Below are 13,321 nucleotides of genomic sequence, written 5' to 3'. Positions count from 1 at the left end.
GCAGTCTAACACCGGCTCCCCGGTTCGTCATGGCGACATGCGTGGTGGCTGCGGCGCTTAGTGCTGGAGTTGTCGGCCCCGGCCGATATAATGACGCCCCTTTCTTGATGGACTCTGAGGTTGTGCATGCGGCTCGATAAATTTCTTTGCGATTGTTCCGACTTGACCCGCTCGCTGGCGGGCAAACTGATCCGGCAGGGAGAGGTGATGGTGGACGGTATCGTAGTCAAGCAGCCTGCCTTCCACATCAACGAGCAGAGCCAGGTGGAATTTGACGGTGTCACCCTGACCCTGGATCAGCGCAACCGCTACTTCATGCTGCACAAGCCGGAAGGGTATGTCTGCTCCAACGAAGACCCGGATCACCCCACCGTGTTCTTCCTGATGGACGAGCCGGCCATGGGCAAGCTGCACGTGGTGGGGCGGCTCGATCTCGACACCACCGGTCTGGTGCTGGTGACCGACGATGGTCAGTGGTCTCATCGCATCACCTCCCCCCGTCACGAGTGTGCCAAGACCTACCACGTCTGGCTGGCAGACCCGGTCAGCCCGGATGCCATCGCATTGTTTGCTGAAGGGGTGCTGCTGCGCAGCGAGACCGAGAAGACCCGGCCGGCCCAGCTGGAGATCCTGGGAGAGTGCGAGGCGCGTCTGACCATCCACGAGGGCAAGTACCATCAGGTGAAGCGGATGTTTGCCGCCATTGGCAACAAGGTGGTGGGACTGCACCGGGAGCGGGTGGGCGACCTGACGCTGGATGACGAGCTGGCACCGGGCGAATATCGCGAGCTGACCGCCGACGAGATCGCCCGGTTCTGACCCTTCGGGAGTCAGTGTCCGCTGGCTCCCAGCACTAGCGTGGTGCCCAGGGTCGCCAGCAGGGCGCCGGCCCAGGCTGCCAGGGAAGGGCGCTGACCCGAGTGCCACCACAGCAGTGGCAACAGGATGACCGGCGTGGTGGAGGAGAGGATCGCCACCATGCCGACGTCCCCCTGGCGCAAGGCGACCAGGATCAGCGTCATGCCCATGGCCATCGCCAGAAAACCGTTGATGCCGATCATCCCCAATACCTGGCGGTTGATGGGGTTGTGCGGCAATGACAGCGGTACTCTCAGCGCCCGCAGGGTGCAGTGAGCCAGCAGGGCGCTGCCCATGCGGATGCCGGAGGCGCTGATCGCATCCACGGTGCCACTCATCATCACCGGTTTGGCGATGATGGCACCCAAACTTTGGCAGAAGGCGGCGGTCAGGCCTAGACCGATGCCGATGACGAGATGGCCGCGTACCTGTTCCCATTCATTCTGCTGAGCATTGCCACGGCGGCCGAACAGGATGGCCAGCATGACGCCGGCAAAGACCAGCATGGCCCCCACCAGTCGCCAGCCACCGAGCTGCTCACCAAACAACCAGAGGCCGAGCAGGGCGGAGAAGAGGGCATGGCATGAGAACAGCAGGCCGCTGCGTCTTGGCCCCAGCCGGTTCATGCAGGCAAACAGGGCGGTGTCGCCGACGAAGATGCCTATTAGCCCCGACAGTGCCAGCAGGGGCAGGGCGCTCTGGGTCAGGGTCTGCCAGCCGCCGGTAGCCAGACTGGCCGAACCCAGCATCAGGCTGACCAGCAACATACGCCAGCGGCTATAGGCAAATGCCCCCAGGTGGCGCGCCGGTTTGACGGAGATGAGGGCAGCTACCGCCCATAAACTGGCTGCTGCCAGTGCCAGCCACTCGTACCCCATAAAAACTCCTGAAAATGTAGCCAGATGAAGGACGCAGGCGACAACCGCTCGCACCTCATAAAAAACTACGGAAAAAAATAGCCCGAGAGACTCCATCTCTTGGGCAAGCCCGATACAATACGGGGCGTCTTCGGGGATAACAAGCGCGGCATCATGCATTCGTATTCAGGCGCGCCGCCGGCCTTCCCCCTTCTTGAAATAAGTGTTTTGAACGAGGTTTATGTCATGGTTTTGTGCCCCGCTTCCCGGCCAGCCCGTCGCTGGCTCTCTCCCTTGCTGCTGGGTCTGCTGCTGGCGCCGCCGCTGCCGGCGACCACGGTATCCCAGGAGCCTGCGCTGTCTGATCGCCAGACCCTGGTCAAGGGCAATGGCGCCGAACCCGAGTCCCTCGACCCGGCCCAGATCCGCTCCGGTTTTCCCGGTGAAGTGGTGTTGGTGGATCTGTTCGAGGGGCTGGTGAGCGAAGATGGGCAGGGGCGGATCGTGCCGGCCCAGGCCCAGCGCTGGGAGACCAGCGAGGACGGGCTGGTCTGGCGTTTCTTCCTGCGCCCCCAGCTCAAGTGGTCCAATGGTGACGCGCTCACCGCCACTGATTTCGTCTATGCCTGGCGCCGTCTGCTGGATCCGGCCCAGGCCTCGCCCTCAGCCGGCCTGCTGCTGGCGACCGGCATCAACAATGCCCAGTCCATCTACGCCGGCGCGCTCGATCTCAACACCCTGGGGGTGGAGGCGGAAAGCGAGCAGATCCTCAAAGTGACGCTGGAGCGGCCGGTGCCCTACTTCCTGCAGCTGATAAGCCAGCGCCCCTTCGTGCCGGTCAACCAGAAAGCGGTCAGCCAGTTCGGCAAGCAGTGGACCCAGCCTGGCAAGCTGGTCAGCAATGGCGCCTACAAGCTGGTGAACTGGGTGCCCAATGAGCGCATCGAGGCCGAGCGCAACGTCCAGTACTGGGATGATGCCCACACCCGGATCCAGCGGGTGACCTACCTGCCGCTCGCCTCCCAGCATGCCGAACGGCTGCGCTACGAGGCGGGGGAGATCCAGCTCACCAACAAGGTGGCGCTGGAGTATTACCAGAAGACCAAGGCGGCGACCCCCGAGCGGATCTGGGGATTGCCGCTATTGGGCACCTACCTTTACACCTTCAACCTGCGCCGCCCCGAGCTGCAGGATGTACGGGTGCGCCAGGCGCTGGCCATGACCATCGATCGGCACCTGTTGACCGAGAAGGTCAGCGGGCAGGGAGAGCAGGCCGCCTGGTCGCTGCTGCCCGGCATGCCGGGCTACGAGGCGCTGAGCTCCCCCTTGGCCCTGCAGGATCAGCCGACCCGGTTGGCCAAGGCGGCGGCGCTGCTGGCCCAGGCGGGCTATGACAGTCAGCATCCTCTCAAGCTGACGCTCACCTACAACACCTCGGAGAATCACAAGAAGCTGGCGCTGGCCGTCGCGTCCATGTGGAAGCCGCTGGGAGTTGAAGTGACGCTCAACAACATGGAGTGGAATGCCTATCAGGTGGCCAAAGACAGCGGCGATTTTATGCTGGCCAGATCCTTCCTGTTCGGGGATTACGTGGAGCCCTCCGCCATGCTCAACAGTTTCCGCTGCCAGGATCCCCAGAACGAGAGCGGTTACTGCAACCCGACCTTCGACGGCTTGCTGCAGCAGGCGGCTGATACCCTGGATGGCAATGCCCGGACCGGGCTCTACCACCAGGCCGAGCAGCTGCTGATGGACGAGATGCCGGCCATTCCCGTCTATCACTACAACCAGATGCGGCTGGTGGATCCCACCCTGCGCGGCCTGCCGGTGCAGAACCTCAAGGGAGCGATCGCCACCAAGGATCTCTACTTCAGCCAGCAGTAAGGAGCTTGCCATGAAAATTGCCATTCTTTCCGACCTGCACGGCAGCCTGAGTGCGCTGGAGCGGGTGCTGGACCAGCTTGCCCCCTGGCAGCCAGATCACTACCTGCTGCTCGGCGATCTGCTCAACCACGGCCCGCGCAACCCGGTGCCACCGGGCTATGCCCCTGCGGCCGTGGCCGAGCGACTCAATACGCTGGCTTCCCGCATCATGGCGGTACGGGGCAACTGTGATTCGGAAGTTGATCAGATGCTGCTGGATTTCCCCATCACGGCCCCTTACAACCAGATGCTGGTGGATGGTCGGCGCTGGTTTGTCAGCCACGGCCATCTCTATCGGCCAGCAGAGGTACCGCTACCTGTCGGCAGCCTGTTCATCAGCGGTCACTCCCATTTGCCCGTGTTGCAGCGCGAAGGGGAGCTGGTGCTGATGAACCCGGGATCCATCTGTTTTCCACGCGGCAATCTGGCGGCAAGTTATGGCCGCTACGAGGATGGGGTACTCGGGATCCACGCCTGTGCGGACAGCGAAGTGCTGATGCGGCTGGAACTGTAAAAGAGAGGGGGTTGAGAGAAACGTGCTGCGGAGCAGCCAGTCGTCATAACGGGGGGATCAGGCCTTGATGCCGATGGAGCGGGTACCGGAGCGGGTATTGCCCTTGGCGTCATAGGTCAGGGAGTTGCGATCCCGCAGCTTGCTCAGGTAGCTTGCCAGCCGGCGGTTGGAGACGATGCTGAGCTCGAGCAGGCGCCCGTTCAGATCGTTCTGTTCCTGGCAGGCATCGAGTTTCTCACGCAGGGTGTGCATCTGCTCGGGGTAGGCGTTCAGTTGCTGTTTCAGGTCTGGCAGCAGCGCCATGGCCTTGTCCAGCTCTTCAATATCGGCAAGCAGCTTCTGCTTGCGCTCTGCCAGCTCGGGCAGCGCCAGCGCCTGGTGCTGCTTGAGCAGGTTGAACTCCTCCTCCAGCAAGCCTTGCATCTGGGAGAGGTAGTTATCTTGAGTGTGCAGCAGCGAAGGTAAATCCATTATCCCAGCAACTTGTCGAGGTTGGATTCGAAGCTGAACATCTTCTTGGCCACAGCTTCGCTGTTGACCTGATATTCACCATTGGCCACGGCTTTCTTCAGGCTCTCGACCCGGCTTTCATTGCCGGTGGAAGCTGAGTTGAGGTTCTTCTGCATCTGTTGCAATTGCTGCGCCTCGCTGGTCAAGGAGACGGAGTCGGTCTTGACGGTCGCCGCACGGTTATCGGAGGACGAGGTCGCTGGTTTGGTATTGGCACCCTGGCTGCTCCCGGTATTTTGCAACCGGTTGTTCGCCAAGTTGTTGATATTGTTAATAGCCATAGTGTTTACCTTCGTCTGCTTTACTGTTCGCTTACCTGTTTATCGGTGGTCATCGCCATAACTTTAGAAAAAAGTGATCTGAAAAACACTCAGAAGGTGACCACCACGGAGCCAACAGCGTTGACTTTACCCTGCACCGTTTTGCCTGAGCGGATATTGACGAGCCTGATCATGTCTCCGAAGCTGCCATCTTGCAAGGCTCGGGCCATGGTTTTGATTTGCATGCTGCTATTTTCTGCGCTGAGGGTCACCTGATCGCCCTTGCAGACCACGCAAACCTGACTGAGTCTGATAGGCTGGCCTGGCTTGAGTTCGCGCTTGCTGCGTACGCCAATGAGCGCCGTGGTATCGCCGAGATAGTCGCCGCGGATCAGGGTCTGATCCTGATAGGCCTGTGTCAGCACGCTTTCACTCAGAATATCGCCCTTGGCCACCGGGGTGGAGACGGTTACATAAGGCTTCTGTATGCTGACTCGTACCGGCAGGTAGAGATCCCAGGGCTTCTCTTCCTCGCATTTGAGATAGACGGTGGTATTGCGGCGGATCTCCATCTTGGCGGGCAGCGTGATGGCAAGATGTTCGTCACAGCGGCTCAAAGGCAGGCGCTCATCGATGGAAGCTGCCTGCACCTGTACCTGGGCATCGAGAGGGACATCGAGCTGGCCGAGCACAAAATCCTGCGCCTTTTCTTGCAAGTAACTGGTCACCTCGGATGCCTTGGCGTGAGAAATGCCGCAAAACAGCAGTAAGGTGAGGAAAAGTCTACTAATCATTTTCGCTCGCTGGCCGATAAGTTGTTCACGTATATCACCATATTTAACTATGCTTGCTTCAGAATTCGTTCGCAGTGACATCGATAGTCTGACGCAAGCCAACACGCATGCATGATTAATGCCAAGCGTTTTTAGGGAGTGTTTATGGCCAGTATCCTGGACTCGGTCAACCAACGTACCCAGCTAGTTGGGCAAAACCGGCTGGAGTTATTGTTGTTTCGTCTCAACGGACGTCAAAGATTTGGCATCAACGTATTCAAGGTACGTGAAGTGTTGCAGTGTCCTCCCTTGACTGTCATGCCCAAGCTGAACTCCTGCATTCGCGGGGTAGCCCATATTCGCGGTCAGACCATCTCGGTTATCGACCTCAGCATGGCGATGGGCAAGCGTCCGATCGAAGATCTGACCAAGTGCTTCATCATCATTTCCGAATACAACCGCTCCATTCAGGGCTTTCTGGTGCACTCGGTCGAGCGCATCATCAACATGAACTGGGAATCCATCCTGCCGCCGCCGAAAGGGGCCGGGCGCATCAACTACATGACGGCAGTAACCGAGGTCGACGGTGAGTTGGTCGAGATCCTGGACGTGGAACGCATTCTCAACGAAATCTCGCCTGTATCGACCGAAGTCAGCAAAGAGCTGGTGGAAGCCAGCGTGGAACATCCGACTCTGGGACGTCCGGTGCTGGTGGCTGATGACTCTTCCGTGGCTCGTAAGCAGGTACAGCGTGCGCTCGAAGCTATCGGCGTGCAGTGCGTACTGGCCAAGGATGGGCGTGAAGCGCTCAACATGTTGCTGGAGATGTCCAAAAACGGTCCTATCAAGGATCAGATCGCCTTGGTGATTTCGGACATCGAGATGCCGGAAATGGATGGTTATACTTTTACCGCCGAGATCCGCAACAATCCCAACCTCAAGGACTTACATGTTATTCTGCACACATCCCTCAGTGGGGTGTTCAATCAGGCCATGGTGCAGAAAGTTGGTGCGAACAATTTCATTGCCAAATTCCAGCCGGATGAATTGGCCAAGGCCGTACAAGGCGCACTCTAATCAAGAAGAACAAACTGCATGAAGACACTTTCGGACGACTTATACAAACAATTCAGCAACTTTCTGGCGGTACAGAGCGGAATCGTGCTGGGTGACAACAAACAGTATCTGGTCAAGAGTCGGCTTTCACCCTTGATGACTCAGTTTGGTATTGAGAGTCTGTCTGATCTGGTTACTCGAGCGATGAGTGTGCGTGAGCGTGACCTGAAAATGGCAGTGGTTGATGCCATGACTACCAACGAAACCCTGTGGTTTCGCGATACCTACCCCTTCCAGCTGCTGACGGACAAGATATTCCCCGAGCTCGGCAAGAGTGGCAGACCGATCAAGATCTGGTCCGCGGCCTCCTCTTCTGGGCAGGAGCCGTACTCCATTGCCATGACGGCACTGGAACAGCAGGTCAAGAAACCGGGCACCTTGCCAGGTGGGGTACAGATCGTCGGGACGGATATTTCCAGCACCATGCTCAATCAGTGCAAGGAAGGGGTGTACGATAGTCTGGCGCTGGCTCGCGGTCTGTCGCCCGAGCGCAAGAAGCTGTTCTTCGAACCTTACGGTGACAACAAGATGCGGGTGGTGGAGCGTGTCAGAAAATTGACCACCTTCCGGCCATTGAACCTGCTGGAAAGCTACAGCCTGCTTGGCAAGTTCGACATCATCTTCTGTCGCAACGTGCTCATCTATTTTGCACCGGAAGTGAAGTCGAAGATCCTCAACCAGTTTGCTGCCAGCCTCAATCCCGGCGGCTATCTGATGCTGGGGGCTTCCGAGTCGCTGGCCGGGTTGACCGACAGGTTCGAGATGATCCGGTGCAACCCCGGCATCGTCTACAAGGTTAAATGATCTCCGCTTAAATCCCTCTTTGGCACACCTCTTGCTAATAATTTCTTAAGCAGGAGGTGTGCTATGGCAATTTCATTCGACAAGGCATTTGGTATTCATCAATACACGCTGAGCGTTCGCTCCAAGCGTGCAGAGGTGTTGTCCAGCAACATTGCCAACGCGGACACGCCGGGCTTCAAGGCTCGGGATATCAACTTCTCGCAAGCATTGGAAGAAGCCCAGCAACAACAGGGCTTTGGCCTTGCCACGACCAGTGAGAAGCATTTCGCCCTGCAGATGGATGCGCCAGGCGTTACGCAATATCGCAATCCTCTGCAGCCCGATACCGGTGATGGCAACACGGTCGACGTGCAACAGGAGCGCAGCGAGTTTTTGCGCAACAGCCTTGAATACCAGACCTCCCTTGAATTTATGAACAGCAAGATCAGCGGCCTGCTGAAGGCCTTGAAAGGAGAACAGTGATGAGTTTGTTCAAGGTCTTTGACATTGCAGGCTCGGCCATGAGTGCACAGTCTGTTCGCCTCAACACGGTAGCCAGCAACATGGCCAACGCCGACAGCGTCAGCTCCAGCGTGGAAAAAACTTACCATGCCAGGCGGCCAATTTTTGCCGCCCAGCTGGATCAGGCCATGTCGGACAAACAGGCGTCGGCCGGGGTTGAAGTAAAGGGGATTGTCGAGAGCGAGGCTCCCTTGCTCAAGGAGTACAACCCCAATCATCCCATGGCGGATAAAGACGGCTTCATCTTCAAACCCAACGTCAACATGGTGGAAGAGATGGCGGACATGATCAACGCCTCGCGCAGCTATCAAACCAATGTGCAGGTTGCAGACTCTGCCAAAAAGATGCTGCAGCAGACGCTCAACCTCGGCAAGTCCTGACAGGGGGACGCATAGATGGCAGATACAACCAGTGGCGTGAACGGCATCGGCCGCACGACCACCCAGACCACGGGCACGACGTCTACGCCCAAGAAGGAGCTGGATCAGGAGTCGTTCCTGAAGCTGCTGACCATGCAGCTCTCCTATCAGGATCCGTTCAAGCCGGTGGACAACGCCCAGATGCTTTCCCAGATGACCTCCATGTCGACGTCACAGGGGATCAGCAGCCTCTCCAACCAGATTGGCAGCCTCAATAACCTGATGACCTCCAGCCAGGCGCTGCAAGCCTCGGCGCTGGTGGGACAAAACGTCTTGCTGCAGAGCAATGTCGGTTACCTGGAAAAAGACGGCTCTTTGCAAGGCGTGGTCGCCGTGGGTACAGAAAACAAGTATTCGAACGTCAAGATCACCATCGAAGACGAGAGCGGGCAGGTCATCAAGGAGCTCCCCCTGGAAGGTGACCAGAAGGGCAACGTCGAGATCGTATGGGATGGCAAGGACAAGGACGGAAACCCGGCCAAAGAGGGCAAATACACCCTCAAGGCAAACGGTACCGTGGACGGAAAGTCGGAAAGTGTCTCGATCTTTGCCTATGGCAAGGTCGACAGCGTGATCCTGGGTACGGCAAGCAGCCCGACTCAGCTCAATTTGAAAGGCCTCGGTACAACAAGTCTGAACAGTATCTTGCAGATTGCAGGTACGGTGAAAACACCATCAACCCCCACGCCAACAGCATCGATCTAAGGAGCTGGATATGTCATTTAACAATGCCTTGAGCGGTGTCAACGCGGCACAAAAAGATCTGAACGTTACCGCCAACAACATTGCCAACGTCAATACCACGGGCTTTAAAGAGTCTCGTGCCGAGTTTGCGGACGTATACGCCAACTCCATCTTCGTCAATGCCAAGACCCAGGTCGGCAATGGTGTGGCAACGGGGGCGGTGGCACAGCAATTTCACCAGGGGGCGCTGCAGTTCACCAACAACGCCCTTGATTTGTCCATTCAGGGCAACGGCTTCTTCGTGACGTCTGACGGTCTGACCAACCTGGATCGTACCTTTACCCGAGCCGGTGCCTTCAAGCTGAATGAAAACAGCTATATGGTCAACAATCAGGGCAACTATCTGCAAGGCTATGAAATCAACACGGATGGGACGCCCAAGGCGGTCAGCATCAACGCCACCAAACCGATTCAAATACCGGATCGGGCGGGTGAGCCAAAAATGACCGAGCTGGTGGAAGCCAGCTTCAACCTGAGTATCGAGTCGAAAACCAAACCAACGTCACCGGCTGCGTTTGACCCCACCAACTCGGCCACCTTTGCCCATTCAACCTCGGTGACGATTTATGATTCGCTTGGTGCCCCCCATGTGATCACCAAATATTTTGTCCGCCATGAGGATCCGGCTGCCCCGGGCACACCGCTGACACCGGGTACCTGGAGCATGTACATGTATGAAGGGAACAAGCCCATTGATATCGCTGGTGGTTCACCCAGCCCAGCCGCAGGTATCCCCACTGGCGTGAAGATGACGTTTACCTCCGGCGGTAAATTGGATCCCACGCTGACGGTTCCTGTTGACCCGATCAAAACCGTCGCCCTTGGCACGGCGGCCGGGATCATCAACAACGGTGCAGATCCTACTCAGACATTGGAGATCCGCCTCGGTGATGTGACTCAATACAGCTCACCTTTCAACGTCACCAAACTGACCCAGGATGGTGCCACCGTTGGTAATTTGACCAAGGTTGAGATTACGCCGGACGGCATTGTGTCTGCGACCTACAGCAATGCGACGACGTTGAAGGTTGCCATGGTGGCACTTGCCAAATTCGCCAACTCGCAAGGATTGACCCAGGTCGGTGATACCTCCTGGCGCCAGTCTCTGCTGTCTGGTGATGCGTTGCCCGGCACCCCCAACTCGGGCACCTTGGGCAGCATCAAGTCCTCTGCGCTGGAGCAATCCAACGTGGATTTGACCTCCCAGCTGGTCAACCTGATCACCGCGCAGCGCAACTTCCAGGCCAACTCCCGTTCGCTGGAAGTGAACAGCTCTCTGCAGCAGACCATACTGCAGATCCGCTAATCACCATCTTGTTAACAAAGGGCGCTTCGGCGCCCTTTTTCATGGCTCTGTCCCAGTTATGTGTTGAAAGGCTAATCTTGAAGTAGGTCATCACCTTGAGGGCCTCCACCATGGATACCCAAGCCTTTCAACACCTACTGTCCCTCTTCCCATTACTCACTTTGCGTCAGCGTCGTCTCGCGCAACATGAACTCACCACCCCTCACCCCATCACCTCGTTGGCCACTCAACTGCCCGCACGCCAATGCTGCCCTCACTGTCAGGCCGAGGCCACACAGTTGGCTCCCTGGGGCTGGTCTCGCGGGCTGCGCCGTTATCGCTGCAAGCAGTGTTTGCGCACCAGTTCCGTTCTCACCAACACGCCTCTCGCCCGACTTCGCAAGCCACAATGCTGGGAAGACTATGCTCAGGCCCTCATCGAAGGTCTGACCGTCCGGCAGGCGGCGCTCCGCTGTGGGGTCGGTAAAAACACCGCCTTTTTATGGCGCCACCGCTTCCTGAAGGCCATGGCTAGCCACCAGGCAGTACGGGAAGAGGGTATCGTCGAGGTCGATGAGACCTTCTTCTTAGCGTCGTTCAAAGGACAGCGCGGATTGCCCCGCCCGGCCCGCCATCGTGGAGGCAAAGGCTGTACCCGAGGCACAGGGCCGGATTACATCCCGGTGATGGTGGTGCAAGACAGAGCAGGTCACCTGGCTGACTTCCAGTTGGAGCAGCTGAATGCCAGGGCAGTTAAGGCGGTGCTTGAGCCGCTTATCGCCCCGGATGCCGTCCTGTGCAGCGATGGCGCTGGGGTGTATGCCAGTTTCAGCAAGTCGCAGGGCATGACCCACCAAGTGGTGCACAACCGTGCGGGAGAGCGAGTGGTAGGTGCATATCACATCCAACATGTGAACGGGTACCACAGGCGATTGAAGGAGTGGATGGAACGGTTCCATGGGGTCGCGACCCACTATCTGAGGAATTATCTGGGTTGGCGAAGGATGTTGGAGCGCTATGGGCGGGAAGTGAATATCTCATGTTGCTTGCATGAGGCGCTGGGGCGCCCCATGCAACACGTAATTGGGACATAGCCTTTTTCATGGGTATTTGCCGCCTTGGCGACCCGAGGTAATGGGGATTGGCATTCAAATTGCAGTTCCTCTGTCAGAGTCATCAGTTTGACGGAGGATCCCATGGATCACCTGCTATACATCGCCATGTCGGGCGCCAAGGAGAGCATGAACAGCCTGGCTGTTCGAAGCAACAACCTGGCCAACGCCAATACCACCGGCTTCAAGTCCGACTTCGAGCAGGCGCGCAGCATGCAGGCGTTTGGCGAGGGGCTGCCCACCCGGGTGTTCGCCATGGCGGAGCGGCCAGGCCAGAACCTGCAGCATGGCATGCTGATGACCACGGGTCGGGATCTTGACGTTGCCGTCGACGGCCAGGGCTGGATTGCGGTGCAGGATCCCAAGGGCGGCGAAGCCTATACCCGCATGGGCAATCTGCAGCTGAGCGCGACCGGCAACCTGCAAACCTCCACCGGGTTGAACGTGGTGGACGACGGCGGTCAGCCCATCGTGCTGCCGCTGCCGATGGAGAAAATTGAAATCAACCGGGACGGCACCATCAGTGGCCGTCCGGAAGGGGCCGCCGCCAACCTGCCGGAGAATTTCCAGCGTATCAAGCTGGTCAATCCGGCGGTGGATGCGGTGGAGAAGGGGCAGGACGGCCTGTTCCGTCGCAAGGATGGCCAGAATGAAGCGGCATCGGCCACTGTCGGCCTGATTGCCGGCTCCCTCGAGGGGAGCAACGTCAACGTGGTCGATGAAATGACCAACCTTATTCGGTTGCAACGTCAGTTTGAAACCCAGGTCAAAATAATGAAGACCGCGGAAGAGAATGACGAGGCTCAAACCCAGCTGCTGCGTATCAGCTAACCAAGGAGTTTTACATGAACCCTGCACTCTGGATCAGCAAGACCGGCTTGGATGCACAGCAGACCAACATCTCGGTTACCTCGAACAACCTGGCGAACGCCAGCACCGTGGGTTACAAAAAATCCCGGGCCATCTTCGAGGACTTGCTCTATCAAAACATCAACCAGCCCGGTGGTCGTTCATCGGCCGATACCGAGCGCCCTTCCGGCCTGATGCTGGGGGCGGGTGCCAAGGTGGTGGCCACCCAGAAGAACCACAGCCAGGGCAACGTGCAAACCACGGACAACTCGCTGGATCTGATGATAAGCGGCCGCGGCTACTTCGAGATCCAGCTGCCCGATGGCAGCGCGGCCTATACCCGCAACGGCCAGTTCACCCTCAACAGCGAAGGGACCATCGTCACACCGGGCAACGGTTATCCGCTGCAGCCGGAGATCCAGATCCCGGAGAACGCCCAGAGCGTGACGATTGGCGAGGATGGCCAGGTGTCGGTACAGCTCAAAGGGGATGGCGCCTCCCAGGTGGTGGGCCAGATCAACACCACTGACTTCGTCAACGCTTCGGGCCTGCAGCCCATGGGCGAGAACATGTTTGTCGAGACCCAGTCCAGCGGTGCGCCGGTGCAGGGTGTCGCCGGGACGGACGGACTGGGCGTGATCAAGCAGGGCATGCTGGAGACCTCCAACGTCAACGTGACCGAAGAGCTGGTGAACCTGATCCAGGCCCAGCGGGTGTACGAGATGAACTCCAAGGTTCTCTCGGCGGTGGATGGCATGATGTCCTTCCTGATCCAGCGCACATAAGTAGGAGGCGC

16 protein-coding genes are annotated in these 13,321 nt (G+C 58.3%); 12 read left to right on the top strand and 4 right to left on the bottom strand.

Going from position 1 to position 13,321, the window contains the following annotated elements:
- Positions 1-126: 126 nt before the first annotated feature.
- The gene (rsuA, locus tag ACPDZI_RS14120; RefSeq protein WP_076361335.1) at positions 127-819 is read left to right on the top strand and encodes a 16S rRNA pseudouridine(516) synthase RsuA; all 693 of its coding nucleotides are present in this window, start codon (positions 127-129) and stop codon (positions 817-819) included.
- 11 nt (positions 820-830) lie between these two features.
- Here rsuA and ACPDZI_RS14115 read toward each other — a convergent pair whose 3' ends face one another.
- Positions 831-1,736: a DMT family transporter gene (locus ACPDZI_RS14115; RefSeq protein WP_011706652.1), complete on the bottom strand. Its 906-nt coding sequence runs from the start codon at positions 1,734-1,736 to the stop codon at positions 831-833.
- Between the two features lie 225 nt (positions 1,737-1,961).
- Between ACPDZI_RS14115 and ACPDZI_RS14110 the strand changes: the two genes are divergently transcribed.
- Positions 1,962-3,599: a peptide ABC transporter substrate-binding protein gene (locus ACPDZI_RS14110; protein WP_438833335.1), complete on the top strand. Its 1,638-nt coding sequence runs from the start codon at positions 1,962-1,964 to the stop codon at positions 3,597-3,599.
- A 10-nt stretch (positions 3,600-3,609) separates the two neighbouring features.
- Positions 3,610-4,152, top strand: a complete 543-nt coding sequence (gene yfcE, locus ACPDZI_RS14105; RefSeq protein WP_438833334.1) for a phosphodiesterase — start codon at positions 3,610-3,612, stop codon at positions 4,150-4,152.
- 57 nt (positions 4,153-4,209) lie between these two features.
- On the opposite strand, the gene ACPDZI_RS14100 is transcribed toward yfcE, so the two are convergent.
- The 3 genes from ACPDZI_RS14100 to flgA all read right to left on the bottom strand — a co-directional run bounded on the left by ACPDZI_RS14100 (position 4,210) and on the right by flgA (position 5,638).
- Positions 4,210-4,623 (bottom strand): flagella synthesis protein FlgN, encoded by a 414-nt coding sequence (locus ACPDZI_RS14100; protein WP_438833333.1) that lies wholly within the window; start codon positions 4,621-4,623, stop codon positions 4,210-4,212.
- Positions 4,623-4,943: a flagellar biosynthesis anti-sigma factor FlgM gene (gene flgM, locus ACPDZI_RS14095; RefSeq protein ID WP_323932132.1), complete on the bottom strand. Its 321-nt coding sequence runs from the start codon at positions 4,941-4,943 to the stop codon at positions 4,623-4,625. Before flgM ends, ACPDZI_RS14100 begins: the two co-directional genes overlap by 1 nt.
- Positions 4,944-5,032: 89 nt before the next feature.
- A complete protein-coding gene (gene flgA / locus ACPDZI_RS14090; protein ID WP_438834579.1) occupies positions 5,033-5,638 on the bottom strand; it encodes a flagellar basal body P-ring formation chaperone FlgA in 606 nt (201 codons plus the stop codon).
- Positions 5,639-5,860: 222 nt separating this feature from the next.
- Between flgA and ACPDZI_RS14085 the strand changes: the two genes are divergently transcribed.
- The 9 genes from ACPDZI_RS14085 to flgG all read left to right on the top strand — a co-directional run bounded on the left by ACPDZI_RS14085 (position 5,861) and on the right by flgG (position 13,310).
- Complete coding sequence (locus ACPDZI_RS14085; protein ID WP_011706646.1) at positions 5,861-6,772, top strand: chemotaxis protein CheV; 912 nt, start codon at positions 5,861-5,863, stop codon at positions 6,770-6,772.
- A gap of 18 nt (positions 6,773-6,790) precedes the next feature.
- Positions 6,791-7,615, top strand: a complete 825-nt coding sequence (locus tag ACPDZI_RS14080) for a CheR family methyltransferase (protein WP_011706645.1) — start codon at positions 6,791-6,793, stop codon at positions 7,613-7,615.
- A 63-nt stretch (positions 7,616-7,678) separates the two neighbouring features.
- The gene (gene flgB, locus ACPDZI_RS14075) at positions 7,679-8,077 is read left to right on the top strand and encodes a flagellar basal body rod protein FlgB (RefSeq protein ID WP_011706644.1); all 399 of its coding nucleotides are present in this window, start codon (positions 7,679-7,681) and stop codon (positions 8,075-8,077) included.
- Positions 8,077-8,496 carry a flagellar basal body rod protein FlgC gene (flgC, locus tag ACPDZI_RS14070; RefSeq protein ID WP_011706643.1) on the top strand — a complete coding sequence of 140 codons (420 nt, stop codon included), beginning with the start codon at positions 8,077-8,079 and terminating at the stop codon, positions 8,494-8,496. The genes flgB and flgC overlap by 1 nt, the downstream gene beginning before the upstream one ends.
- A 15-nt stretch (positions 8,497-8,511) precedes the next feature.
- Entirely contained in the window at positions 8,512-9,240 is a 729-nt protein-coding gene (locus ACPDZI_RS14065) for a flagellar hook assembly protein FlgD (protein ID WP_041217322.1), read from the top strand.
- 10 nt (positions 9,241-9,250) lie between these two features.
- The gene (flgE, locus tag ACPDZI_RS14060; protein ID WP_076361340.1) at positions 9,251-10,585 is read left to right on the top strand and encodes a flagellar hook protein FlgE; all 1,335 of its coding nucleotides are present in this window, start codon (positions 9,251-9,253) and stop codon (positions 10,583-10,585) included.
- A 110-nt stretch (positions 10,586-10,695) separates the two neighbouring features.
- Positions 10,696-11,658 (top strand): IS1595 family transposase, encoded by a 963-nt coding sequence (locus tag ACPDZI_RS14055; protein WP_438833332.1) that lies wholly within the window; start codon positions 10,696-10,698, stop codon positions 11,656-11,658.
- Between the two features lie 102 nt (positions 11,659-11,760).
- Positions 11,761-12,507: a flagellar basal-body rod protein FlgF gene (gene flgF, locus ACPDZI_RS14050; RefSeq protein ID WP_011706640.1), complete on the top strand. Its 747-nt coding sequence runs from the start codon at positions 11,761-11,763 to the stop codon at positions 12,505-12,507.
- 14 nt (positions 12,508-12,521) lie between these two features.
- On the top strand, positions 12,522-13,310 hold the full coding sequence (gene flgG, locus ACPDZI_RS14045) for a flagellar basal-body rod protein FlgG (RefSeq protein WP_011706639.1): 789 nt from the start codon (positions 12,522-12,524) through the stop codon (positions 13,308-13,310).
- Positions 13,311-13,321: the final 11 nt, after the last annotated feature.

The sequence above is a fragment of the Aeromonas oralensis genome (assembly GCF_049665575.1).
Taxonomy (GTDB): domain Bacteria; phylum Pseudomonadota; class Gammaproteobacteria; order Enterobacterales; family Aeromonadaceae; genus Aeromonas; species Aeromonas hydrophila.
Note: the sequence above shows the minus strand (reverse complement) of the source record. Positions and strands in the feature narration are given on the sequence as shown.